20 protein-coding genes are annotated in these 23,135 nt (G+C 73.6%); 9 read left to right on the forward strand and 11 right to left on the reverse strand.

From position 1 onward, the window contains the following. Positions 1-5: 5 nt before the first annotated feature. The 6 genes from ACLQ22_RS01545 to deoC form a co-directional block, all read right to left on the reverse strand. The gene (locus ACLQ22_RS01545; RefSeq protein ID WP_425690713.1) at positions 6-1,256 is read right to left on the reverse strand and encodes a cytochrome ubiquinol oxidase subunit I; all 1,251 of its coding nucleotides are present in this window, start codon (positions 1,254-1,256) and stop codon (positions 6-8) included. A gap of 255 nt (positions 1,257-1,511) precedes the next feature. Further along, entirely contained in the window at positions 1,512-2,417 is a 906-nt protein-coding gene (locus ACLQ22_RS01550; RefSeq protein ID WP_425690714.1) for a M56 family metallopeptidase, read from the reverse strand. Positions 2,418-2,427: 10 nt separating this feature from the next. Further along, entirely contained in the window at positions 2,428-2,892 is a 465-nt protein-coding gene (locus tag ACLQ22_RS01555) for a BlaI/MecI/CopY family transcriptional regulator (RefSeq protein WP_425690715.1), read from the reverse strand. A gap of 253 nt (positions 2,893-3,145) precedes the next feature. Then, the gene (locus ACLQ22_RS01560) at positions 3,146-3,985 is read right to left on the reverse strand and encodes an aldehyde dehydrogenase family protein (RefSeq protein ID WP_425690716.1); all 840 of its coding nucleotides are present in this window, start codon (positions 3,983-3,985) and stop codon (positions 3,146-3,148) included. Next, the gene (locus ACLQ22_RS01565; protein ID WP_425690717.1) at positions 3,978-5,408 is read right to left on the reverse strand and encodes an aldehyde dehydrogenase family protein; all 1,431 of its coding nucleotides are present in this window, start codon (positions 5,406-5,408) and stop codon (positions 3,978-3,980) included. Before ACLQ22_RS01565 ends, ACLQ22_RS01560 begins: the two co-directional genes overlap by 8 nt. Positions 5,409-5,414: 6 nt before the next feature. Further along, complete coding sequence (deoC, locus tag ACLQ22_RS01570; RefSeq protein ID WP_425690718.1) at positions 5,415-6,374, reverse strand: deoxyribose-phosphate aldolase; 960 nt, start codon at positions 6,372-6,374, stop codon at positions 5,415-5,417. 132 nt (positions 6,375-6,506) lie between these two features. Between deoC and upp the strand changes: the two genes are divergently transcribed. Together upp and ACLQ22_RS01580 are read left to right on the forward strand one after the other, a co-directional pair. Next, positions 6,507-7,139 (forward strand): uracil phosphoribosyltransferase, encoded by a 633-nt coding sequence (gene upp / locus ACLQ22_RS01575; RefSeq protein ID WP_089002050.1) that lies wholly within the window; start codon positions 6,507-6,509, stop codon positions 7,137-7,139. 77 nt (positions 7,140-7,216) lie between these two features. Continuing rightward, positions 7,217-7,894 (forward strand): GOLPH3/VPS74 family protein, encoded by a 678-nt coding sequence (locus ACLQ22_RS01580; protein ID WP_425690719.1) that lies wholly within the window; start codon positions 7,217-7,219, stop codon positions 7,892-7,894. A gap of 250 nt (positions 7,895-8,144) precedes the next feature. Here ACLQ22_RS01580 and ACLQ22_RS01585 read toward each other — a convergent pair whose 3' ends face one another. Further along, positions 8,145-9,869 (reverse strand): phospho-sugar mutase, encoded by a 1,725-nt coding sequence (locus ACLQ22_RS01585; protein WP_425690720.1) that lies wholly within the window; start codon positions 9,867-9,869, stop codon positions 8,145-8,147. 48 nt (positions 9,870-9,917) lie between these two features. Beyond that, positions 9,918-12,086, reverse strand: coding sequence for a protein kinase domain-containing protein (locus ACLQ22_RS01590; protein WP_425690721.1), 2,169 nt, complete (start codon positions 12,084-12,086; stop codon positions 9,918-9,920). 205 nt (positions 12,087-12,291) lie between these two features. On the opposite strand from ACLQ22_RS01590, the gene ACLQ22_RS01595 reads away from it, so the two are divergent. Beyond that, the gene (locus tag ACLQ22_RS01595; protein ID WP_425690722.1) at positions 12,292-13,875 is read left to right on the forward strand and encodes an acyl-CoA mutase large subunit family protein; all 1,584 of its coding nucleotides are present in this window, start codon (positions 12,292-12,294) and stop codon (positions 13,873-13,875) included. Between the two features lie 788 nt (positions 13,876-14,663). Then, a complete protein-coding gene (locus tag ACLQ22_RS01600) occupies positions 14,664-15,923 on the forward strand; it encodes an amidohydrolase (protein WP_425690723.1) in 1,260 nt (419 codons plus the stop codon). Here ACLQ22_RS01600 and ACLQ22_RS01605 read toward each other — a convergent pair. Beyond that, positions 15,880-16,890 carry a DUF4349 domain-containing protein gene (locus ACLQ22_RS01605; protein ID WP_425690724.1) on the reverse strand — a complete coding sequence of 337 codons (1,011 nt, stop codon included), beginning with the start codon at positions 16,888-16,890 and terminating at the stop codon, positions 15,880-15,882. The two genes, ACLQ22_RS01600 and ACLQ22_RS01605, sit on opposite strands and share 44 nt — an antisense overlap. Positions 16,891-17,006: 116 nt before the next feature. Between ACLQ22_RS01605 and ACLQ22_RS01610 the strand changes: the two genes are divergently transcribed. The 4 genes from ACLQ22_RS01610 to ACLQ22_RS01625 all read left to right on the forward strand — a co-directional run bounded on the left by ACLQ22_RS01610 (position 17,007) and on the right by ACLQ22_RS01625 (position 20,408). Continuing rightward, on the forward strand, positions 17,007-17,636 hold the full coding sequence (locus ACLQ22_RS01610; RefSeq protein ID WP_425690725.1) for an MBL fold metallo-hydrolase: 630 nt from the start codon (positions 17,007-17,009) through the stop codon (positions 17,634-17,636). A 5-nt stretch (positions 17,637-17,641) separates the two neighbouring features. Beyond that, positions 17,642-18,592, forward strand: a complete 951-nt coding sequence (locus ACLQ22_RS01615) for a hypothetical protein (RefSeq protein WP_425690726.1) — start codon at positions 17,642-17,644, stop codon at positions 18,590-18,592. 28 nt (positions 18,593-18,620) lie between these two features. Continuing rightward, positions 18,621-19,364 carry an SCO6745 family protein gene (locus ACLQ22_RS01620; RefSeq protein WP_425690727.1) on the forward strand — a complete coding sequence of 248 codons (744 nt, stop codon included), beginning with the start codon at positions 18,621-18,623 and terminating at the stop codon, positions 19,362-19,364. A gap of 81 nt (positions 19,365-19,445) precedes the next feature. Then, positions 19,446-20,408, forward strand: a complete 963-nt coding sequence (locus ACLQ22_RS01625; protein WP_425690728.1) for a GNAT family N-acetyltransferase — start codon at positions 19,446-19,448, stop codon at positions 20,406-20,408. A 90-nt stretch (positions 20,409-20,498) separates the two neighbouring features. Here ACLQ22_RS01625 and ACLQ22_RS01630 read toward each other — a convergent pair whose 3' ends face one another. Continuing rightward, positions 20,499-20,954: a gamma-glutamylcyclotransferase gene (locus ACLQ22_RS01630; protein WP_121396633.1), complete on the reverse strand. Its 456-nt coding sequence runs from the start codon at positions 20,952-20,954 to the stop codon at positions 20,499-20,501. Positions 20,955-21,119: 165 nt separating this feature from the next. On the opposite strand from ACLQ22_RS01630, the gene ACLQ22_RS01635 reads away from it, so the two are divergent. Further along, positions 21,120-22,523: an NAD(P)H-quinone dehydrogenase gene (locus ACLQ22_RS01635; protein ID WP_121396632.1), complete on the forward strand. Its 1,404-nt coding sequence runs from the start codon at positions 21,120-21,122 to the stop codon at positions 22,521-22,523. On the opposite strand, the gene ACLQ22_RS01640 is transcribed toward ACLQ22_RS01635, so the two are convergent. Continuing rightward, the gene (locus tag ACLQ22_RS01640; RefSeq protein ID WP_425690729.1) at positions 22,501-23,121 is read right to left on the reverse strand and encodes a DUF998 domain-containing protein; all 621 of its coding nucleotides are present in this window, start codon (positions 23,119-23,121) and stop codon (positions 22,501-22,503) included. The genes ACLQ22_RS01635 and ACLQ22_RS01640 overlap by 23 nt on opposite strands. Between the last annotated feature and the right edge of the window lie 14 nt (positions 23,122-23,135).

Below are 23,135 nucleotides of genomic sequence, written 5' to 3' on the forward strand. Positions count from 1 at the left end.
TCTCCTCAGGCGAAGGCGGGCTCGGGGTGGGGGTCGGCCGGCGGCTGGTCCGGTTGCCGACCCAGGGCCGGGTCGTGCGCGCCCCGGGCGGCGTGCCGGGCCAGCAGCACCCAGTTGGTGACGGCGAGGGCGCCGAGCAGCAGGCTGAAGCCGATCAGCGAGGTGAGCATCAGCCAGGGGCTGACCGGCGACACCGCCTGCTCCACGGGCAGCAGCCCGTACGCGGCCCAGGGCTGGCGGCCGACCTCGCGGGCGATCCAGCCGAGGATCATCGCGACGAACGGCAGCGGCAGGGCGAACTGGAGGATCCACAGGGGGACGCGCAGCCGGATCACCCAGTCCCGCCACAGCAGCGGGAGCATCAGCCAGAGCAGGCCGAGGGTGAAGCCGATGAGGATCATGAAACCGAGGCCGACGTCGGCGAGGGCCGGCGGGGTGTAGTCGCCGGGGCCGAACCGGGCGGTCCAGTCGGCGATCAGCGGCGCGGCGGCGGCGTCGTCGCCGAACTTGGTGGGCTGCACGTCGCTGATCGCGAAGAACTGGGCGAAGCCGAAGCCCTGCACGAAGAAGATCGCCACCGCCGAGGTGATCAGGCCGATGCGTAGCCCCTTGCGGTGCAGGGCGAAGTCGTCGGTGCGCCGGACCAGGTGCCACGCGCTGACCGCCGCCATCAGCATTCCGCCGACGAGCAGCGCCGCCGTGACGACGTGCCCGAAGGCCACGCGGAAGGTGGGGTTGTCCAGCAGCGCGGAGAAGTCGGTGAGGTGCGCGACCCCGTCGCGTACCTCGTAGCCGACCGGGTTCTGCAACCAGGAGTTCGCCACCATGATCCAGAACGCCGAGGCGTACGCGGTGATCGCGACGCCCCAGAGCAGGGCGAGGTGGACGCCCCGACGCAGCCGGTGCCAGCCGAAGATCCACATGCCGAGGAACGTCGACTCCAGGAAGAAGGCGACAAGCGTCTCGATGGCCAGCGGCGCGCCGAAGACGTTGCCGACGTAGCGTGACAGCCCGCTCCAGTTCAGCCCGAACTGGAACTCCATCACGATGCCGGTGGCGATGCCCAGCACGTAGTTGATCACGTAGAGCTGGCCCCAGAAGCGGGTCAGCCGCTCGTAGACCGGCTTGTTCGTGATCACCGAGGCGGTCTGGAGACCGACCAGCAGGGTCACGAGGCCGAGGGTCACCGCCACGAAGAGGAAGTGGATCGAGGTGGTGGTGGCGAACTGCAGGCGGGCGAGGAGCAGGGTGTCCATGGCCGGCTCTCCGTACGGTTGGCTCACTTGTCGTAGCGAGCCTACACGTAGGTTCCCTACGCATCACTACTATGGCCCGTCGTAGATGATGCTACGACGAGTTGTAGTAGCTGTGGGGGAGGATGGGGCGCCGGGCGGGTCGCGTACGCGGGCGTCCGCCCCAGCATGTCCGGACGCGATCCACGCGGCGGTAACTCCACCGTGGGAGGAGGCCGCGTCGGGAGGTCCCCGGGCGCCGCCGGCGGGCCCGCCCGGTCAGCTCAGGAAGAGGGAGACCGGCAGGGCGGCCACGTTGGTCGCCACGGCCAGCGCGGCGGCCCCGAGCAGCCGGGGCGGCCGGTCGGCGACCAGGAGACGCTGCACCCGGACGTCGAGATCCCGGTCGCCCAGCCCGAGCGTGCCGGCCGGAGTGACCCGGTTGCCGGCCGCGGCGAACCGGCGCAGCGCACCGGCCAGCGGGGCGTCGGCGTGCGCCTCCCGGGCCTTGTCGTCGGCCCGCATCTCGACCAGCAGGGCGACCCGGTCGTGCGCCTCGCGGACCCAGGCGAACCAGGGCAGCGCCCGGCTGAGCGCGGTGAACGGCAGCAGCACCAGGTCGTGCCGTTCCTGGGCGTGCGCCCGCTCGTGGGCGAGCACGGCCGCCAGCTCGGCGCTGTCCAGCAGGTCGAGCGTGCCCGCGCTGACCACCACCCGGGGCTTCATCCCGGGCAGGCAGTACGCCGCCGCGCTCGGGTGGTCGAGCACCAGCGCCCCAGGCACCGTCGGGTCCCGGCGGGCGACCAGGGCGAGCAGGTCCCGGTGCCGGCGCTGGGCGCGTACGGTGCCGTGGATGCTGCGGACGGTCGTGGTCAGCAGGACCGCGCCGATGCCGAAGCCCACCCCGACGGCGGCCAGGTGCGGCGCGCCCAGCCCGACGGGCAGGGTGCCGTGGGCGAGGTCGGTGGCGAGGGCGACCAGCGCGCTGCCGGTCGGACGGTCGTACGCGGACAGGCCAAGCGCCATCGGCACGCCCATGGCGGAGAGCCCGAGGGCCAACCCGACCGCCTGCCAGCAGACGATCGCGACCCGGGGGCTGCGCCACGTCCAGGTGGAGCGGGCCAGCACCTGCGCGGTCAGCCAGCAGGCCAGCATCGACGCGGCGAAGTGCAGGGCGTACGCCACGACCGCCGCCCTACCGGTCCGCTGCCTTGTCGGCCCGGGTCGGTCGGCCGACCCCGTCGACCGACGGCGCCTCGACGCGACCGGTCAGCGCGTCCCCGTCGTGCCCGGCCCCTTCGGCCTCGGCCCCGAGGGCGGCGCGCAGCACCTCGGCCTCGGTGCCGGTCACCGAGCGGGCGAAGCGCACCAACGCGGCGTCCCGGCTGCCGCCGAGGTCGAGGGCGTCGAGCATGAGCTGGGCGATGTACTGCTCGCGGCTGGCGGCGGCCCGGTAACGCCAGGCCCGCCCCTCCCGCTCGCGCTGCACCATGTCCTTGCCGGCGAGCCGGTCCAGCACGGTCATCACCGTCGTGTACGCCAGCTCGCGGCCGTCCAACGCGTCGGCGACCTCGCGCACGGTGATCCCGTCCGACGTGCCCGGGACCGAGTCCCACAAGACGTCCATCACCGCACGTTCGAGATCACCAAGCCGAGTCACGCCGCAATCCTACCCCCGGTAGTAGACCCGCCCCGCCCCGCACACCACCGCAGCCACCCGAGGCAGCGCCCAGAGCTGAACCCACCCGAGGCAGCACACCTGAGCTGAGCCCCACCCGAGGCAGCGCCCCGGAGCTGAGCTTCCCCACGAACCTGTCCACGGACGGTTTTCCGGGGGAGCCCCGCCCGCGCAGGGATCAAGCCTGACCGCCCGGAGCGGGCGGGGCTCCCCGGAAAACCCCAGGACAGAACAGTCACACCCCCTTGGGGTGCCAGACCGTCTTCGTCTCCAGCAGCGTGGTCATCCGGGTGATGCCCGGGTCGGCGGACCAGTCGTGATCGGCCGGGGCCGGTCGGAGCACCCGCTTGAGGTTCTGCGCCGCCTTGATCTCCAGCTCCGTCGCCAACTCGGCGTCGGCCACCCCGGTCAGGTCGATGGCGTTGACGTCCATGTGGGCGGCCAGCGCCGGCACGGTCTCGGCGATCCGGCCGGTGAGCAGGTTGACCACGCCGCCGGGCAGGTCGGAGGTGGCGAGCACCTCCGCCAGGGTCACCGCCGCCAGGGGCTGCGTCGGCGAGGTAGCCACCACCACCGTGTTGCCGGTGACGATCGCCGGGGCGATCACGCTGACCAGGCCGAGCAGCGCCGGGGACTCGGGGGCGACCACGGCCACCACGCCGGTCGGCTCGGGCGCCGACAGGTTGAAGTACGGCCCGGCGACCGGGTTGGCGCCGCCGTACACCTGGGGGAGCTTGTCGGACCAGCCGGCGTACCAGACCCAGCGGTCCACGGCCGCGTCAACCTCGTCGCCGGGCACGCCGAGGGCGACGAACTGCTCGCGCCGGCCCTCCAGCATCTCGGCGACCCGGTAGAGGATCTGACCCCGGTTGTACGCGGTCGCCCCGGCCCAGCCCTTCACGGCGGCGCGGGCGGCGACGACGGCGTCCCGCGCGTCCTTCCGAGAAGCAAGAGACACATTCACTGCGTCACCGTTGCCGCTTTGCACGAGATACGACCGTCCCGACTCGCTGCGCGGGAACTTCCCGCCGATGAAGAGCTTGTACGTCTTGCGTACCGCGACCCGCTCAGACATTGAGGTAGCCCTCCAGCCCGTGCCGGCCGCCCTCGCGACCGTAGCCCGACTCCTTGTAGCCGCCGAACGGCGAGGTGGGGTCGAACTTGTTGAACGTGTTGGCCCAGACGACGCCGGCGCGCAGCCGGTCGGCCATCCACAGGATCCGGGAGCCCTTGTCGGTCCAGATCCCGGCCGACAGCCCGTACGGCGTGTTGTTGGCCTTCTCGACGGCCTCCGCCGGGGTGCGGAACGTCAGCACGGACAGCACCGGGCCGAAGATCTCCTCGCGGGCGATCCGGTGCGCCTGGGTGACCCCGGTGAAGATCGTCGGCGCGAACCAGAAGCCGCGCTCCGGCAGCTCGCACGGCGGCGACCAGCGCTCGGCGCCCTCGGCGGAGCCGGCGTCGGACAGCTCCCGGATCCGCGCCAGCTGCGCGGCCGAGTTGATCGCGCCGATGTCGGTGTTCTTGTCGAGCGGGTCGCCGACGCGCAGCTGGGCCATCCGCCGCTTCAGCGACTCCAGCACCCGATCGGCGACGTTCTCCTGGATCAGCAGCCGGGAGCCGGCGCAGCAGACGTGCCCCTGGTTGAAGAAGATCCCGTTGACGATGCCCTCGACCGCCTGGTCGACGGGGGCGTCGTCGAAGACGATGTTGGCCGCCTTGCCGCCCAGCTCCAGGGTGAGCTTCTTGCGGGTGCCGGCCACGGCGCGGGCGATGGCCCGGCCCACCTCGGTCGAACCGGTGAAGGCGACCTTGTCCACGCCCTGGTGCTCGACCAGCGCGCGGCCGGTCTCGCCCGCGCCCGTGACGATGTTGACCACGCCGGCGGGCAGGTCGGCCTGCTGGCAGATCTCGGCGAAGAGCAGCGCGGTCAGCGGGGTCGTCTCGGCCGGCTTCAGCACCACCGTGTTGCCGGCGGCCAGCGCCGGCGCGATCTTCCACGCCAGCATCAGCAGCGGGAAGTTCCACGGGATGACCTGCGCGGCCACGCCCAGCGGCTTCGGCTCGGGGCCGAAGCCGGCGTACGGGAGCTTGTCGGCCCAGCCGGCGTAGTAGAAGAAGTGCGCGGCGACCAGGGGCAGGTCGACGTCGCGCGACTCCTTGATCGGCTTGCCGTTGTCCAGGGACTCCAGCACGGCCAGCTCGCGGGAGCGCTCCTGGATGATCCGGGCGATCCGGAAGAGGTACTTCGCCCGGTCCCGGCCCGACATCGGGCCCCAGACCTTCTCGTACGCCTGGCGGGCGGCGCGGACGGCGCGCTCCACGTCCTGTGCGCCGGCCTCGGCGACCTCGGCGAGCACCTCCTCGGAGGCGGGGTTGACCGTCTTGAACGTGCCGCCGTCGGTGGGGTCGACGAACTCACCGTCGACGAAGAGCCCGTAGGAGGCCTTGAGGTCCACCACCGAGCGGGACTCGGGGGCGGGTGCGTATTCGAACATCGGCTCTCAGTCCAGGGTGAAGTAGTCGGGACCGGAGTAGGTGCCGGTCGTCAGCTTGGTGCGCTGCATGAGCAGGTCGTTGAGCAGGCTGGACGCGCCGAACCGGAACCAGTCCGGGTCCAGCCAGTCCGGGCCGACGGTCTCGTTGACCATCACCAGGTACTTGATCGCGTCCTTGGTGGTCTTGATGCCGCCGGCCGGCTTCACGCCGACCTGCCGCCCGGTGGCGGCCCGGAAGTCGCGCACCGCCTCCAGCATCACCAGGGTCACCGGCAGGGTGGCCGCGACGGGGACCTTGCCGGTGGAGGTCTTGATGAAGTCGCCGCCGGCCAGCATCGCCAGCCAGGAGGCGCGCCGCACGTTGTCGTACGTCGCCAGCTCGCCGGTCTCCAGGATGACCTTGAGGTGGGCATCCCCGCAGGCCTCCTTGGTGGCCACGATCTCGTCGTAGACCTCCTGGTAGCGGCCGGCGAGGAACGCGCCCCGGTTGATCACCATGTCGATCTCGTCGGCGCCGGCCGCCACGGCGGCCCGGGTGTCGGCGAGCTTGACCTCCAACGGGGCCTGGCCCGACGGGAAGGCGGTCGCCACGCTGGCCAGGTGCACGCCCGAGCCGCGCAGCACCTCGGCCACGTGGGGCACCATCGAGGGGTAGACGCAGACCGCGCCCACGTGCGGGCAGGACGGGTCGGCCGGATCGGGGCGCAGCGCCTTGGCCGCGAGGGCCCGCACCTTGCCCGGGGTGTCCGCCCCTTCGAGGGTGGTCAGGTCGACCATCCGGATCGCCAGGTCGATGGCCTGGGCCTTGGCGGTGGTCTTGATGGAGCGGGTGCCGAGCTGTGCCGCCCGCTGCTCCGCGCCGACCTGGTCCACGCCGGGCAGGCCGTGCAGGAAGGTCCGCAGAGCGGTCTCGGATCGTCCCAACTCGGAGAGCTCCGACCGGGCCGACGTCGCTGTCGCCGTCATGCCCCGAAGTCTACGCACCCGGCCGAGGAGTGATCTTGGTCACCGCACCGTCGGCGGCGCGGTGGTGAGCGAGGTCGCCCGTCCGGCCGCACCCGCAGTGCCGCGACGGGTGGACCGGTAGGTTGAGCGATCGTGGACGTACACGTCATTGACCATCCGCTCGCCCAGTCGCGGCTGACCGCCATGCGGGACGCGCGCACCGACTCCTCCTCGTTCCGGGCGGCGCTGCACGAACTCACCACCATGCTGGTGTACGAGGCCGCGCGCTCGTTCCCCGTCGAGAAGTACCCGGTGCAGACCCCCGTCACCGGCACCGAGGGCACCCGGCTGGCCAACCCGCCGCTGCTCGTGCCGGTGCTGCGGGCCGGCCTGGGCATGGCCGACGCCGCGCTCGGCCTGCTGCCGGAGTCCTCGATGGGCTTCGTCGGCCTGGCCCGCGACGAGGAGACGTACGAACCGCGCGCCTACATGGAGTCGCTGCCGCGTGACCTCAGCGGCCTGCCGGTGCTGGTGCTCGACCCGATGCTCGCCACCGGCGGCTCGCTGGAGCACTGCTGCCGGCTGCTGGCCGACCGCGGCTGCACCGACATCACCGTGCTCTGCGTGCTCGCCGCGCCCGTCGGCATCGAGCGGCTGGAGCGCTCCGGCCTGCCGCTGCGCCTGGTCACCGCCTCGATCGACGAGGGGCTCAACGACCGCATGTTCATCGTGCCGGGGCTCGGCGACGCCGGCGACCGCCAGTTCGGTGGCATGCCCCGCTTCTGAGGTCCGTCGCGCGGCTGCGCGTGAATCCGTGCGCGAGTCCGTGCGCGGGATGCGCGCAGCCGCTACCGTCTCCGGCCATGACTGGTGTTGCGCTCGCCGAAGAGCTGCTTCTCCTCGCGTACGACGACGAGACCGGCAAGGCGACCATGCCGCGGATCAGCCTCGACCTGGGGATGGCCGCCGCGGTGCTGATCGAACTGGCCCTGGCCGGCCGGATCGTGTACTCCGAGGGGTCCCTGACGGTGGTCGACCCGACGCCCACCGGCGAGCCGCTCGTCGACGGGGTCCTCGCCCGCATGGCCGCCGACACGCCGCACAGCCCCTCGTCCTGGGTGCAACGGCTGCGGCACGGCCTGCGCGACAAGATCCTCGGTGACCTGTGCGCCCAGGGTGTCGTGCGCGACGTCGACGAGACCGAGCTGGGCTTCATCCACGTGCACCGCTACCCGACGGTGGACCCCGCCGTCGAGGCGGACACCCGACGCCGGCTCGCCGAGGCGCTGGCCAGCGGCGAACTGCCCGACGAGCGGACGGCGGCCCTGGCGACCCTGGTCGCGGTGCTGCGGATGGAGCCGGCGCTCGGCCTGACCGGTGACGCGGCGCGGGAGGCCCGGCAGCGGCTGGAGGAGATCGCCGGCGGGTCCGGCTTCTCCGGCACCGTCAGCCTGGACGACTCCATGGTCCGCCCCTCGGTCGGCCTCGTCGTGGCCGCCCTCGGCAGCGCCGTCGACGCCGCCCTGGGCCCCCGCCGCTGACCCACCCCCGGCTGGACCCACCCCCTCCGCCCACCGACTGCTGGCGGCTGCCGCCCCGGCCCCGGGCCACCACAAGCGCTGGTCCCCGACCACGGCGCGTCGCTGACTCCGACCACGGCGGGTCGCTGACTCCTGTCGATCAAGAGGTTTACGTCCTGGAAAGACGCATTCCCTAACGCAAACCTCTTGATCAACAGGGCAGGGAGGCGGGGTGGGGCCGGGGTGGGGTGTGGGTTGGTGGGGTTGGGGGTCAGAGGCCCAGGGCGTTGGCCATTTCGGTGCGGAGGGTGGCGACCGCCTCGGTGGCGCGGGTGCGGGCCGCGGCTACGTCGCCGTCCGCCACCGGCTCCACCACCTCCAGGTAGGCCTTGAGCTTCGGTTCGGTGCCCGAGGGGCGGATCACCACCCGGGCGGCGCCGGTACGCAGGATCACCACGTCCGCCTCGGGGAGCAGGTCCTGCGCCTCGGTGACCGGCTGCCCGAGCAGCGTCGTCGGGGTGGCGGCCCGGATCCGGGCCATCGCGGCGGCGATCTCCCGCAGGTCGTCCACCCGCACCGAGAGCTGGTCGGTGTGGTGCACGCCGAACTCGGCGGCCAGCTCGTCCAGCCGGTCGGTCAGGGTGCGCCCCCGTGCCTTGAGCCCGGCGGCCAGCTCCGCCACGGTCAGCGCGGCGGTGATGCCGTCCTTGTCGCGTACGTGCTCGGGGGCGACGCAGTAGCCGAGCGCCTCCTCGTAGCCGAAGACCAGCGGCTCGGCCCCGCCGCCGGCCCGGACGATCCACTTGAACCCGGTCAGCGTCTCGTCGTACGGCAGGCCACGGGCGGCGCACATCGCCCGCAGCAGGGACGACGACACGATGGTGGTGGCGTACAGGCCGGTCACGCCGCGCCGCATGAGATGGTCGGCCAGCAGCACGCCCACCTCGTCGCCGCGCAGCATCCGCCAGCCGGGCGGGTTCCCGTCGGGCTGGGCCGGGCCGGCGACCTCCGCCCCCGTACCCGCCGCCGGACCGGTGTCCCGCACGGCCACGGCGCAGCGGTCCGCGTCCGGGTCGTTGGCGATGGCGATGTCCGCGCCGGTCGCCTCGGCCAGCGCGACCAGCCGGTCCACGGCCCCCGGCTCCTCCGGGTTGGGGAAGGAGACGGTCGGGAACGCCGGGTCCGGCTCGGCCTGCTCAGGCACCACACCGGGCACGGGGAAGCCCGCCCGGGCGAACGCCGCGGTGAGCACCGCCGCACCCACCCCGTGCAGCGGCGTGTACGCCACCGCCAGGTCACGCGACCCGTCCGGGTCGATCACGGCGGTGGCCCGCTCCACGTAGGAGGCCACCAGGTCGTCGCCGAGCACCTGCCCGGCCGGCCCCAGCGGCACCTCGGCCAGCGGCCCGACCGACCGGATCGCGGCCTCGATGCCGGCGTCCGCCGGCGGCACGATCTGGGCGCCCGCGCCGAGCGTCCCGCCCAGCTCCGCGCCGAGGTAGACCTTGTAGCCGTTGTCCTGCGGCGGGTTGTGGCTGGCGGTCACCATCACCCCGGCGACCGCCCCGAGGTGGCGCACCGCGTAGGCGAGCACGGGGGTGGGCAGCGGGCGGGGCAGCAGCAGCGCCGGGCGTCCCGCGCCGGTGGCGACCTGGGCGGTGCGCTCGGCGAACTCGCGGGAGCCGTGCCGGGCGTCGTACCCGATCACCAGCGGGCCGGTGCCGCCCTGGGCGGCGAGCCAGCCGACCAGCCCGGCGGCGGCCTGGGTGACCACCGCGAGGTTCATCCCGTTGGGGCCGGCGCGCAGCGGGCCGCGCAGCCCGGCGGTGCCGAAGGTCAGCGGCCCGGCGAACCGGTCGGCCAGTTCCGGGGCGCTCGCCGGCAGGCGGTCGAGCACCGCCCGCAGCTCCTCCCGGCTGGCCGGGTCGGGATCGTCGTCGAGCCAGCGCCGCGCTTGCTCGCGAATGTCGTCGATGTCAGTGGTTTCCGCCGGCATGTCTCTTGATAGCACGCCGGCGGATCACCACCGCGCTTCCCCCGGGGCTCAGCCGGCCTCGGTGAGCTGGAACGACTTCACCATCTCGTCGAAGATCGGCCTGCTGTCGGCGAACTTCGCGTCGGTCGAGGTGAGATAGAACGAGTAGACCTTGCCCTCGTGGACCACGCCGCGCCACACGCCGTGCCGCTTGGCCTCGCCCTCGCCGCAGGTGTACTCGAACTCGGCCGCCGACTTGCCGACCCACTGCACCTCGTTCATGGCGAGCTGGGCGTACGGCTTGGCGCAGGACTTGGAGCGGTTCTTCAGGCCGTCCTCGGCGACCTCGGCCCAGCGCATCGAGTTGGTGCGGAAGTCCTCCACCAGGATCCGGACCTTGCGGCCCTCGTCCTCCGGGTCGACGTAGTCCACCCAGTTGCCGGCGCTCTTGATTTCCCAGCTCTGCGGCACCATGACCCGCACGCCCTTGCCGGCGTGCTCCTTCATCTCGGGTACGCCGGCGGCCGGGGCCTGCGAGGTCGGAGCGGCCTGCGGGACGGTCGGCGCCGGGTCGTCGCCGCCGGTGAACAGGACGACCGCCCCGATCAGCAGCAGCACGGCCAGGCCGCCCGCGGCGGCGAGCTGCATCTTGCGCGGCCAGCCCTTGACCGTGCCGACGAGCTGGTTGCCGACGGCGCCGACCCGACCGCCGATGCCGCCGCCCGAGCCGCTCGTGGCGGGCGCGGTGGCGGGAGTCGCCCACGGCTGCCCGGTGCCCGGCACCGACCACTGGCCGCCGCCGTACGTCCCGCCGAGTTGCTGGGTCGCCTCCGGCGGCGGTGCGCCGAAGACGGGAGTTCCGGCGCTCACCCGCTGGGTGGCCTCCGGCGGGGTGCCGAAGGTGGGCGGGCCCGCCTTCACCCGCTGGGTCGCCTCGGTCGGGCCGCTGAAGCCGACCAGGCCGGCGGCGTTGGTCCGCAGCTGCTGGGTGGCGTCCGACCCGCCGGACGCCATCCGCTGGGTCGTCTCGGCGCCGCCGTAGGTGCGGCCGGCCGGCGTGGACCCGCTCGGCGCCGGCATCGCGCCGGTGGGGGTGTGCAGCGGCCCGGCCAGGGCGTCGGCGTTGGTGTCCTCCATCGCGGCGGGGCCGGCGGGGAGCGCGGCCTGCGCGGGGCGCTCGCCCCGGCGCAGTGCCGCCAGCCGGTCGGTGAGCGACTCGCCGGGATTGAGCATCGCCCGCCCGCCGATCTGCCCGCTCGGCTTCGGCTGCTCCGGCGCGGCGGCCGGCGGGGTCGGCACGGGCCGCTGCACCGGCACCACCGAGTAGGGGTCGGTCACCGAGTTCACCGCGGCGGCGTTGCTGGTCAGCGGGCCGGCGAGCAGCTCGCGCAGCATGGCCCGGGCGGTGTGCACGTCGAGGCGGCGGGCCGGGTCCTTCTCCAGCAGGCCCATCAGCACCCGGGCCAGCGGCCCGCTGCGCTGCGGCGGGGCGGGCGGGTCCTCGACCACGGCGTGCATGGTCTCGATCGGGTCGCCCTTGTCGAACGGGGGCCGCCCCTCCACCGCCGTGTAGAGCGTGACGCCCAGCGAGAAGAGGTCGCTCGGCGGGCCGAACTCCTGGCCCATCGCCCGCTCGGGGGAGATGAAGTGCGGCGAGCCGAGCACCATCCCGGGGGTGGTGAGCTGCACATCGGTGGGCATCCGGGCCACGCCGAAGTCGGTGAGCACGCAGCGCCCGTCGGCGCAGATCAGCACGTTGGCCGGCTTGACGTCGCGGTGCAGCACGCCGATCGCGTGCGCCACCTCCAGCGCGCCGAGCAGCGCGATGCCGATCTTGGCGACCACCCGCTGCGCGACCGGCCCGTCCTCGATCACCATGTCGGCGAGGCTGCGGGCGTCGAGCAGCTCCATCACGATCCACGGCCGGCCGCCCTCGGTGACCACGTCGTAGACCTGGACGACGGCCGGGTGCTGGATCGCGGCGGCGGCGCGGGCCTCGCGCAGGGTGCGCTCGTACATGGCGTCGCGGTCGCTCGGGGCCAGCCCCGGGGGCAGGACGACCTCCTTGACGGCCACGTCCCGCCGCAGGAGTGTGTCCGTGGCACGCCAGACCGTGCCCATGCCGCCGTTGCCCACCGCCGAACGCAGCGAGTAACGGCCACCGATCGTCGTGCCGGGCGTCGCGCGTCCGTTGGGGGGACTGACTGGTCCGCCGCTCCACGTCGGGATCTGAGTCACAGAAAAGCCACCGGGGGAATTCGAGGGGGGCTGGGACACAACCCCCCTATCTTGCTGGTTCCGACGCCCGATGCGAAACCCGACGCGGCGGACGTTTACCGAACTGGACAGTACGTACCCGAACGTTCACCTCTCGTCGATGTCCGTCGACCGGTGTGTGGTATCCCTCACCCGCCGACGCCGTCGCGCGTCCTACCATCCGCTAATGAGCGAACCGCGGTCAAGCGAGTCCGGTTTCCCGATCAAGGGCGTCTACACGGCGGCGGACCTTCCGGAGGACCTGGACTCCCGGCTCGGCGGCCCGGGCGAGTTCCCGTACGCGCGCGGGGTCTATCCCACCATGTACACCTCCCGCCCCTGGACCATGCGCCAGTACGCCGGTTTCGGCACCGCCACCGAGTCCAACGCGCGGTACCACCAGTTGTTGCGGGCCGGCACGATGGGTCTCTCCGTGGCCTTCGACCTGCCCACGCAGATGGGCTACGACTCCGACGACCCGATCGCGCACGGCGAGGTGGGCAAGGTCGGGGTGGCCATCGACTCGATCGACGACATGCGGCTGCTCTTCGACGGCATCCCGCTCGACAAGGTCTCGACGTCGATGACCATCAACGCGCCCGGCTCGGTGCTGCTCCTGCTCTACCAGCTGGTGGCCGAGGAGACCGGCGTTCCCGGCGCGGCCCTCAACGGCACGATCCAGAACGACATCCTGAAGGAGTACATCGCCCGCGGGACGTACATCTTCCCGCCGAAGCCCTCGCTGCGGCTGGTCGCCGACACCTTCGGCTACTGCCGCAAGGAGGTGCCGAAGTGGAACACCATCTCCATCTCCGGCTACCACATGGCCGAGGCCGGCGCGTCGCCCGCGCAGGAGATCGCGTTCACCCTGGCCAACGGCGTCGAGTACGTCCGGGCCGCGCTGGAGGCCGGGCTGGCCGTGGACGACTTCGCGCCCCGGCTGTCGTTCTTCTTCGTCGCCCGCACCACCCTGCTGGAGGAGGTGGCCAAGTTCCGGGCCGCCCGCCGGATCTGGGCCCGGCTGATGCGCGACGACTTCGGCGCCAAGAACCCGAAGTCGATGATGCTGCGCTTCCACACCCAGACGGCGGGTGTGCAGCTCACCGCCCAGCAGCCGGAGGTCAACCTGGTCCGGGTGGCGGTGCAGGGCCTCGGCGCGGTGCTCGGCGGCACCCAGTCGCTGCACACCAACAGCTTCGACGAGGCGATCGCGCTGCCCACCGAGAAGGCGGCCCGGCTGGCGCTGCGCACCCAGCAGGTGCTGGCCTACGAGACGGACCTGACCGCCACCGTCGACCCGTTCGCGGGCTCGTACGTGGTGGAGGCGATGACCGCCGAGATCGAGGCGGCGGCGACCGAGCTGATGGAGCGGGTGGCCGACCACGGCTCGGCGGTCGACGCCATCGAGGCGGGCTTCCAGAAGCGGGAGATCGAGCAGTCCGCCTACCGGATCGCGCAGGAGATCGACTCCGGCGAGCGGGTGGTGGTGGGCCTCAACCGGTTCACCGTCGACGAGGAGGAGCCGTACGAGCCGCTGCGGGTCGACCCGACGATCGAGGCGGCGCAGGCCGAGCGGCTGGCCCGGCTGCGTGCCGAGCGGGACGCCGGGGCGGTCGAGCGGGGGCTGGCCGAGCTGCGCGCCGCCGCGGAGGGCACCGAGAACGTGCTCTACCCGATGAAGGAGGCGCTGCGGGCCCGCGCCACCGTGGGCGAGGTCTGCGGCACCCTGCGCCAGGTGTGGGGGCTCTACCGCCCGACCGACCGGTTCTGATCATCCCGTCCGACGGCCGCCCGATCTCCCGCCGCGCCGGGGCGGGCGGCCGTCGGCATCGGTCCGCCCTGTCGGCGGCGGTTTCGCTGTCGGCGGCGGTCCGGAACGACGCGGCGACGGTCCGGGACGACGCGGCAGCGGTGCGACCGATCTTCGCCTCCCGCGTCGTAACCGGCCGGCCCACGTGCCGGTAACGACCGGCCCACGGGGTGTTTTCGCTGGTCGCGGGCGTGCGGGCGGAGCGCTACAGTCGGAGGAGGAGCTGCCGCCGACCGGCGGCGGCAGACGCGCGGAGCGGGCCCCGGCGACGCCGCCGGAGGGCTCGGCGCGCGACGCGGAGCGCCGTGGCCCACCGGCCGAGGCGTGTGCCGGACGGGTTCGGGGGTAACCCGACCGGGTGGACGTGGACGCACACGGTGTGCGGTTGGTCGGGGACGGAGCGTGTGACCGTCTCGGGTGCCCGCGGTCGGGCTGTGGTCGGGTAATTGTCGGAGTGTCAGTTCACCTGACCGACTAATGCGACAATTCGGAACGACGGTCCTCGAGATCGACACCGATTTTCGGGACCGCCGGTCCGGTTACGCGTTGTAGGAGGTGTGGGGCAGATGACGGCGTTCGACCGCGATCTACCTGCTGTCCCGCAGATCTGCGAGCGCTCCGAGCAGGGCATACGTGACGCTGTGCGGTCCGACCACTACCGGAACGAGGTTGCCCAGCGTCACCGTCGGAGGTCTAGGCTGTCTGCTGTTCCTGATGATCCATCCATCTCTAGCGAACGAGAATTCGACGTGACGAGTGCGTTGACGCTGCCCACCGGCAACCAGCTGGCGTCGTCCTGGCCGGAGGCGCCGTCCGGGTCCCAGCCCCTGCCGTTCGAGCTGGACCACCTGCTCGCCCTCCGGGTGCCCGGGCTGATCGCCACCCGTCGCCACCTCCACTCGCACCCGGAGCTCTCCGGCGAGGAGTTCGAGACGGCCGCCCTGATCGCCCGGGAGCTCACCCTGGCCGGGCTGAGGCCGCGGCTGCTGCCGAAGGGCAACGGGGTCATCTGCGACATCGACGGCCGCCCCGACGGTCCGGTGGTCGCGCTGCGCGCCGACATCGACGCCCTGCCGCTGACCGACTCGAAGGACGTGCCGTACCGCTCCACGGTGGACGGCGTCTGCCATGCCTGCGGTCACGACGTGCACACCACCGTGATGCTCGGCGTCGGCATGCTGCTGGCCCAGCTCGCCGACCTCGGCGAGCTGCCCGGTCGGGTCCGGCTGATCTTCCAGCCCGCCGAGGAGATCCTGCCCTGCGGCTCGCTGGAGGTCATCGAGGCCGGCGGCCTGGACGACGTGGTGCAGATCTTCGCGCTGCACTGCGACCCGAACCTGCCGGTCGGGCAGATCGGCCTGCGGGTCGGCCCGATCACCGCCGCCGCCGACAACGTCACCGTCCGGCTCACCGGCCCGGGCGGGCACACCGCCCGCCCGCACCTGACCGTCGACCTGGTCGACGCGCTGGGCCGCCTGATCACCGAGGTGCCGGCCCTGGTCAGCCGCCGGGTGCCGGCCAACAGCGGGCTGCTGCTGGTCTTCGGCCACGCCTCGGCCGGCACCCGTTACAACGTCATCCCCTCCGAGGCGTGCGCCTCCGGCACCCTGCGGGTGATGGACCGCGACACCTGGGAGCTGGCCCCCAAGATCGTGGGTCAGGTGGTGCGCGACGTCGTCGCCCCGACCGGTGCCACGGTCGACCTGGAATACCTGCGGGGCCGCCCGCCGGTGTGCAACGACTCCCGGGCCATCCAGGTCCTGACCGCCGCCACCGTCGCCGCGCTCGGGCCGGAGGGCGTCGCCGAGACCCCGCAGAGCATGGGCGGCGAGGACTTCTCCTGGTACCTGGAGTACGTCCCCGGCGCGCTCGCCCGGCTGGGCGTCGGCCGCTCCGGCCCGAACGTGGACCTGCACCGGGCCTCGTTCGACGTGGACGAACGGGCCATCCCGGTCGGCGTACGACTCATGGTCCAGACCGCGCTGCGGGCACTGACGGCGGCGCGGTAGGCGGCAGCGGCGCGGCCGGTCCGGCCGGCGTCATCGGCCGCGGGGCCGTGCGCCGCCGCCGGCGCAGCACCACCAGCAGCACCGTCAGCGGTACGCCGATCGCCAGCAGCCACGGCAGCACCGCACCCAGCACCGTCAACAGGATGGTCATGGAGGTCAGGAAGACCTTCCAGCCGCCCTCAAGCCCCACCAGGAAGCCGACCTCGGTCTCCTCGTCGGCGGTGCTCGCGTCCGGGCCGACCAGCGACACGGTGATCGTCGACAGGCTGGTCAGGTCCGCCAGCCGCTCCTTCTTCGCCTCCAGCGAGGCGAGGTCGGCCTCCCGGCGGGACAGCTCGTTCTCCAGCGACACGAGGTCGCTGATCGAGGTGGCCCGGGCCAGCAGCCGGCGGGCGCTCTCCACCCGGGCGCGCTGGGTGGTGATCCGCGCGTCCAGGTCGACCATCTGCTCGGTGACGTCCTCCGTGCGGATCTCCCGCCGCTGCTGCCGGCCCAGCTTCGCCAGCTCGTCGACGATGCCGTGGAACTTCGCCGCCGGCACCCGCAGCTCCAGCTCGGCCCGCGCGTCCGCGTCGGCGCTGCGCCGCTGGTCACCGCCGACGAAACCGCCGGCCGCCGTGACGGCGGCGATCGCACTCCGCGCCGCCGCGTCCACATCGTCCACCTGCACGCGCATCGTGCCGGTGTAGATGATGGAGCGCTGGTCGACCCGCAGGTCCGGTGCGCCGGCGCCGCTGCCCTGCTCGGCCTTGCCGCCGCCCTTCGCGGCCGAGTCGCCGCCCTTCTCGGCCGCGCCGCCCGCCTGGTCCGCCGCGCCGCCGGCCCGGTCCCGATTCGCCGGGGCCGCCGCCGGCGCGCTGTCGGCGTTGTCGCCCGCGTCGCTGCCGCAGCCCGCCAGCGCGAGCAGCGCCACCAGCGCGGCGGCCGTCAGTCGTACGCCCCGACGTCGCCGTTCCCGTCCGTCCATCCCGCCTCCATCGTCCTCGCCCCCGTGCGGGGCGATACCTCAGACGTGACGCGCCACCACGTCGGTTCCGGCAGACTGCGCTGAGGACATCACGATTCGATAATCTTGGAGTCACGATGCAGCTCACCAAGTACGCCCACTCCTGCCTGCGGGTGGAGCACGACGGGGGAGTGCTGGTCATCGACCCGGGCGTGTTCAGCGAGGCGGCTGCGCTCGACGGGGTCGACGCGGTGCTGATCACCCACGAGCATCCCGACCACCTCGACGTCGAGGCGGTCACCCGGCAGCTCGACCGGCGCCGGTTCGTCATCCACGGCCCGGCGTCGCTGGCCGGCACCCTGGGCGACGCCGCCGAGGCGCTCGACGCGGTCCGACCCGGACAGTCGTTCGCGGCCGCCGGCGTGCCGGTACGCGCCCACGGCGGCCGGCACGCCGTGATCCATCCCGACATCCCGGTGATCGACAACCTGGCGTACCTGCTGAACGATGTCGTCTACCACCCCGGGGACAGCCTCGTCGTCCCCGAGGACGCGCAGGTCGACACGCTCTTCCTGCCGATCCACGCCCCGTGGACGAAGTTCTCCGAGTCGCTGGACTTCCTCCGGGCCGTCGCCCCGCGCCGGGCGTACGCGCTGCACGACGGGCTGCTCAACGACAACGGGCTCAACGTGCTCAACGGCAACTTCGCCCGGCTGTCCGACGTGGATTACCGCCGGCTCGAGCCGGGCACCCGGGTCGACGCCTGACGGCGATGCCCGGCCCGCCCCGAGAGCTGGTGCACCGGCTCTACACGACCCCGCCGGACCGGTTCGTCGCGATCCGCGACGAGGCCGTCGCCGAGGCCCGCCGCGCCGGCGATCCGAAGGCCGCCCGGGAGATCGCCCGACTGCGCCGGCCCACCGTGGCCGCCTGGCTGGTCAACCTGCTCGCCATCCGCCGCCCCGAGCTGGTCGCCGACCTGGCCCAGCTCGCCGAGGCGCTGCGCACCGCCCAACGCGAGCTGCGCGGGCCCCGGCTGCGGGAACTCTCCACCCAGCGGCGGGCGGTGGTCGGCGCGCTCGTCGCCGAGGTGCGCAAGCTGGCGGCCGGGGCCGAGGGGGCCCCGTCGGCCGGGAAGCTGCCGCTGGCCGAGGTGGAGGCCACCCTCAACGCCGCGCTCGCCGACACCGACGTCGCCGAACAGGTCCGCTCCGGTCGGCTGCTGCGGGCCGCCACCTACGCCGGCTTCGGCGAGGTGCCCCGCCCCCAGCTGCGGCTGGTGACCGGTGGGGAGGAGCCGGAACCGGCGCCCCCGCCCGAGCCGACCGGGAAGCAGCGGGGCGGCGCCGACCGGGCCGCGCTCCGCGCCGAGCAGGCGGAACGGGCCGCCCGGGCGGAGCGGGCGCGCCGACGGCGGGCGCTGGAGAAGGAGCTGGCCAGGGCGCGTACCGACCAGGAACGCGCCGAGGCGGAGCTGGCCGGCGCGACGGCGGCCGAGCGCGACGGCGCCGGCGCCCTGGACGCGATCGAGGCGGAACTGGCCGAGCTGGAGCGGCGCCGGGCCGTCGCCGAGCAGGACCTGAGCCGGGCGAGGCTGGCGCGGCGCGGGGCGGAACGGGTGGTGACGGCCGCGCGCCGCCGCGCCGGCGAGGTCGAGGCGGCGGTGGAGGCCCTCGACGCCGAAGAGGGGGATGCCGAGTCGGACGACGGCGCGGCAGACTGACCCCTGTGGACGGACGGGGAGTGCGCGGATGACGCCGGAACAGGTCGCCGCGGCCAGCAAGCCCGTCGTGCTGGAACTCGGCGACGTCTTCACCCGCTGCCCGACCACCCTGCGTCGGGCGCGGCTGCTCGGCATCTCCGGCTGGGCGTTCTACGTCACCGGGCGGGCCGGTGCCCTCGGGGACGTCCGCGCCGAGACGGTCGCCGCCGCCCTCGGCTTCCTGGCCCCCGAAGCGGTCGCCGACGGCTGGGACGCGGCCCGCCGGGTCGTCCCGCCGGTCGAGGTGGCCGCCGCCACCCTGGTCGAGTGCTGCCGGTGGGGCGAGGAGCGGCTCGACGCCCTCGCCGGGGTGAGCCGGCTCGCCGCCCTGCTCAGCCGCGCGGTCGACGCCGCGGACGCCAGCGGCATGCCGCTCTTCGCCGCCTGGCGCGCCATGCCGGTGCCGGTCCGGACGGCCGGTGCCCGGGCGGCCGTCGGCCTGCGCCTGCTCCGGGAGTACTTCGCCGGGGCCCACCTGATCGCGGTCCGGGCCAGCGGGATGACCCCGCTGGAGGCCGTGCTCGCCGGGCCGGAGGGGGAGGCGGGCGCGGTCGCCTGCGGCTGGCCGCCGCCGTACCCGCCGGTCGGGCCGCTGGTCCGGCGGCGGCTCTGGGCCGAGGCGGTGACCGACCGGCTGGCCTCGCCGGCGTTCGCGGCGCTCGGCGCGGCCGACGGCGCCGAGCTGGTGGAGCTGCTCACCGCGACCCGGACCCACCTGACCGACCCGGGCTGAGCCGCCGCGCCCGGGACCCGGCCGCCGGGGCGGCCGGAAAATCGGCGGCGGCCCGCCGGCCCGCCTGTCAGGATCGCCTCCGTGACTCTTCCCGCCGGCTGGCACGCCCGCCGCCCCACCCTGGACGACGTACCGGCGATCCTGACGGTGGTGCACGCCGCCGACACCTTCGCCATCGGCTACCCCGACTTCGCCGCCGACGACGTGCGCGACGCGCTGACCGCGCCGAACGTCGACCCGCAGCGGGACTCCTGGGTGGTGACCGATCCGGACGGCGTGCTGGTGGCCTGGGCGATCCTGCAGAACGAGACCGGGACGGGGCGGGAGTTCGTCGACGTGTTCGTCGACCCGGACCGGGGCGTCGAGCTGCTGGGGCCGCTGCTGGCCCGGCAGCTGGACCGGGTGGCCGAGCGGGCCGCCGAGCGCGGCCTGCCGGCCCTGACCGTGCGCTGCCCCGCGTGCCCGCCCGAGCGCCGGTGGGCTGCCGAGTTGACCGACGCGGGGTTCAAGGTCGTCAAGCGGTACCAGCTCATGCGCCGGTCGCTGGCCGGACTGCCCGGCCAGCCCCCGCCACCGCCGCCGGGGGTGACGGTCCGGCCGGTGCGTCCGGGCGACGAGTCGGAGCTGCGCGACTTCCACCGGATCTACGACACCGCCTTCCGCGACACCCCCGACTACGAGCCGCTGCCCTACGACCGGTGGCGGGCCCGGTTCGAGGCCGACCCGGCCTGGGACGAGTGGTTCGTCGCCGAGGTGGACGGCCGGCCGGCGGGCGTGCTCCGCTCGTCCAACCAGGCGCTCGACCGGAACGAGGGGTGGGTCAAGGGCCTCGCCGTGCTGCCCGGCCACCGGCGCCGGGGGGTGGGCGCGGCGCTGCTGAGCCACGCGTTCGCCCGGTACGTGGAGAAGGGCCGGGAGTCCGTCGGCCTCGGGGTCGACCTGGCCAACCCCACCGCCCCGCTCTCGCTCTACCGGTCGGTGGGGCTGCGCGAGGGGCGCTGGGCCGACATGTACGAGCGGGTCGTGCCGGCCGCCGATGTGTGATTGACGACGCCGGGCGGGGCCGGATGGGGGCCCCGCCCGGTGCCGGAGCAGACTGGGGCCGTGGGATACGCGCTGGGCCGACGGTACGGGCTAGGCCGACGCGGTGCCGGTGGGGCGGGACCGCAGCTCGGTGACGTAGTCGTCCGGTGCGCCCGCCTTCTCGGCGGCGTTCGCGATCTCCGAGAGGTACCACGCCGTGGGCAGCCCGCCCTCGTACCCGTCGAAGACGTAGATCCACGCGGTCACGTCGCCGTCGAGGGTCGAGACGCGCACGTGCAGCTTGCGGTACGTGCCGGCGGTCACCCCCTCGAGCTCGTCGAGCTGGGCGGCGTCGTAGGGGTGGATGTCGTAGATCGCCACGAAGACCCGGTCGCCGGGGGACTCGACGACCGTGCTGACCGCACCCTCCCAGCCGATCACGTTCTCGCCCGCGAAGGTGAGCCGCCAGCCTTCCAGCCAGCCGGTGCCCACCATCGGCGAATGCGGACAGTAGGCACGCATGCGGGCGGGGTCGAGGTTAGAGCCGTAGGCGGCGTGATGACGCACGGCGATGACGATAGCCCGCCCGCGGGGTGGGGGAGAATACGACGGAGCGTGTCGGACGCGTTCGGGAGAAGAAAGTCACTGTGAGCATTGGTCGGGGGCGGGCACGGTGAGCGCGAGAGGTGCAGCGGAGCGGAGCCCCGCAGCCGCGAACGAAAGGATGGCCCTGTGAGCCGGATCGTGATCATCGGCGGTGGACCGGCCGGCTACGAGGCGGCCCTGGTCGCCGCGCAGCTGGACGCTGATGTCACCGTCGTGGAGGCCGAGGGCGCCGGCGGGGCCTGCGTGCTGTCCGACTGCGTACCGTCGAAGACCTTCATCGCCAGCTCCGAGGTGGTGACCGGCTACCGGGACACCGAGGAGTTCGGGGTGCACTCCGACGGGCTGGAGGCGGTCACGGTCGACGCCCGCACGGTGCACGAGCGGGTCAAGCGCCTCGCGCTCGCCCAGTCCGCCGACATCCACGCCAAGCTGGTCAAGGCCGGGGTGACCTTCGTGTCGGGCACCGCCCGGCTCGGCGAGGACACCCTCGGCCACACCCACCGGGTGCTCGTCACCCCGACCGACGGCGGCGGGGAGCAGTCCATCGCCGCGTCGACCGTGCTGGTCGCCACCGGCGCCACCCCGCGCCAGCTGCCCACCGCCGTCCCGGACGGCGAGCGCATCCTGACCTGGCGCCAGGTGTACGACCTGCCGGAGCTGCCCGAGCACCTGATCGTGGTCGGCTCCGGCGTCACCGGTGCGGAGTTCGCCAGCGCCTACCTGGCGATGGGCGTGCAGGTGACCCTGGTCTCCAGCCGCGACCGGGTGATGCCGCACGAGGACGCCGACGCGGCCATGGCCATCGAGCGGGTCTTCCGCAACCGGGGCATGAGCATCCTGAACAACTCCCGGGCGGACGCGGTCCGGCGTACCGCCGACGGGGTGGAGGTCGAGCTCTCCGACGGCCGCAGGGTGGCCGGCTCGCACGCGCTGATCGCGGTCGGCTCCATCCCCAACACCGCCGACCTGGGCCTGGCCGAGTACGGCGTCGCGCTGGCCCGGGGCGGCTACGTCACCGTCGACCGGGTCTCCCGGACCAACGTGCCCGGCATCTACGCGGCCGGCGACTGCACCGGGGTGCTGCCGCTGGCCAGCGTGGCCGCCATGCAGGGCCGGATCGCGATGTGGCACGCGCTCGGCGAGGCGGTCCGGCCGCTGCGGCTGCGTACCGTCGCGGCGAACGTGTTCACCGACCCGGAGCTGGCCACCGTGGGCGTCTCGCAGGACGAGGTCGACGCCGGCAAGGTGCCAGCCCGGCAGGTCATGCTGCCGCTGGACGGCAACGCCCGCGCCAAGATGGACGACCTCGCCGACGGCTTCGTCAAGCTCTTCTGCCGCCCGGCCAGCGGGCAGGTGATCGGCGGCGTGGTGGTGGCGCCGAAGGCGAGCGAGCTGATCCTGCCGATCACCATGGCGGTGGAGAACAACCTCACGGTCAACGAGCTGGCCCAGACGATCACGATCTACCCGAGCCTCTCCGGCTCCATCACCGAGGCCGCCCGCCAGCTCATGCTGCACGAGCTGGAGTGACCCGCCGGAGCAGGGTGACCGCGACGACGACGAGCACGGCGACCTCGGTGAGGATCAGCAGGCGCTCGACCAGGCCGAGCAGCAGCCGGTCGCCGGGGTAGGCCGACCAGACCATCGCCGCCGCCAGGACCACGCTGGCCGTGGCGAGAGCGCGTACCCGGCGGCCGGCGGCCTCCGGCAGGCGTCGGGCGAGCAGCCAGCCGGCGACCGGCAGCGCCAGGAAGGCGACCACCGAGGCGTACCGGTGGACGTAGGCGGCGGTGTCCATGGGCAGGCCGGGCTCGTTCGTCGGCACCACCGCGGCCAGCAGCAGCCCGCCGATCCAGGCGGCCAGGAACGCCTCGGCAGCCCGTCCCGGTCCGGTGGCGGGCGGCCGGTGGACGCGCCACAGGGCGGGCAGGAGCACGGCGGTGGCCGCCGCGAGCACCAGCATGGCGACGTCGATGACGCCGCCCCGGTCGGAGACGGCGTAGTCGCTGACGGTCAGCGTCCACGGGTCCAGGTTCTCGTTCACCTCGACGTGGCCGACCACGGCGAGCAGCGTCGCCAGGGCGATCCCGCCGAGCGCCAGCAGTCCACTGTTCCGGGTTCCGCGCATGGCCCAGCCTGTCC

This window comes from Micromonospora sp. DT178, from assembly GCF_049841695.1.
GTDB lineage: Bacteria > Actinomycetota > Actinomycetes > Mycobacteriales > Micromonosporaceae > Micromonospora.

Excerpts from the sequence above, each read along its gene's own strand:
- ACLQ22_RS01545 (WP_425690713.1), bottom strand. The coding sequence starts at position 1,256 with ATGGACACCCTGCTCCTCGCCCGCCTGCAGTTCGCCACCACCACCTCG.
- ACLQ22_RS01560 (WP_425690716.1), bottom strand. The coding sequence starts at position 3,985 with ATGTCTGAGCGGGTCGCGGTACGCAAGACGTACAAGCTCTTCATCGGC.
- ACLQ22_RS01565 (WP_425690717.1), bottom strand. The coding sequence starts at position 5,408 with ATGTTCGAATACGCACCCGCCCCCGAGTCCCGCTCGGTGGTGGACCTC.
- deoC (WP_425690718.1), bottom strand. The coding sequence starts at position 6,374 with ATGACGGCGACAGCGACGTCGGCCCGGTCGGAGCTCTCCGAGTTGGGA.
- ACLQ22_RS01580 (WP_425690719.1), top strand. The coding sequence starts at position 7,217 with ATGACTGGTGTTGCGCTCGCCGAAGAGCTGCTTCTCCTCGCGTACGAC.
- ACLQ22_RS01585 (WP_425690720.1), bottom strand. The coding sequence starts at position 9,869 with ATGCCGGCGGAAACCACTGACATCGACGACATTCGCGAGCAAGCGCGG.
- ACLQ22_RS01595 (WP_425690722.1), top strand. The coding sequence starts at position 12,292 with ATGAGCGAACCGCGGTCAAGCGAGTCCGGTTTCCCGATCAAGGGCGTC.
- ACLQ22_RS01605 (WP_425690724.1), bottom strand. The coding sequence starts at position 16,890 with ATGGACGGACGGGAACGGCGACGTCGGGGCGTACGACTGACGGCCGCC.
- ACLQ22_RS01610 (WP_425690725.1), top strand. The coding sequence starts at position 17,007 with ATGCAGCTCACCAAGTACGCCCACTCCTGCCTGCGGGTGGAGCACGAC.
- ACLQ22_RS01615 (WP_425690726.1), top strand. The coding sequence starts at position 17,642 with ATGCCCGGCCCGCCCCGAGAGCTGGTGCACCGGCTCTACACGACCCCG.
- ACLQ22_RS01620 (WP_425690727.1), top strand. The coding sequence starts at position 18,621 with ATGACGCCGGAACAGGTCGCCGCGGCCAGCAAGCCCGTCGTGCTGGAA.
- ACLQ22_RS01640 (WP_425690729.1), bottom strand. The coding sequence starts at position 23,121 with ATGCGCGGAACCCGGAACAGTGGACTGCTGGCGCTCGGCGGGATCGCC.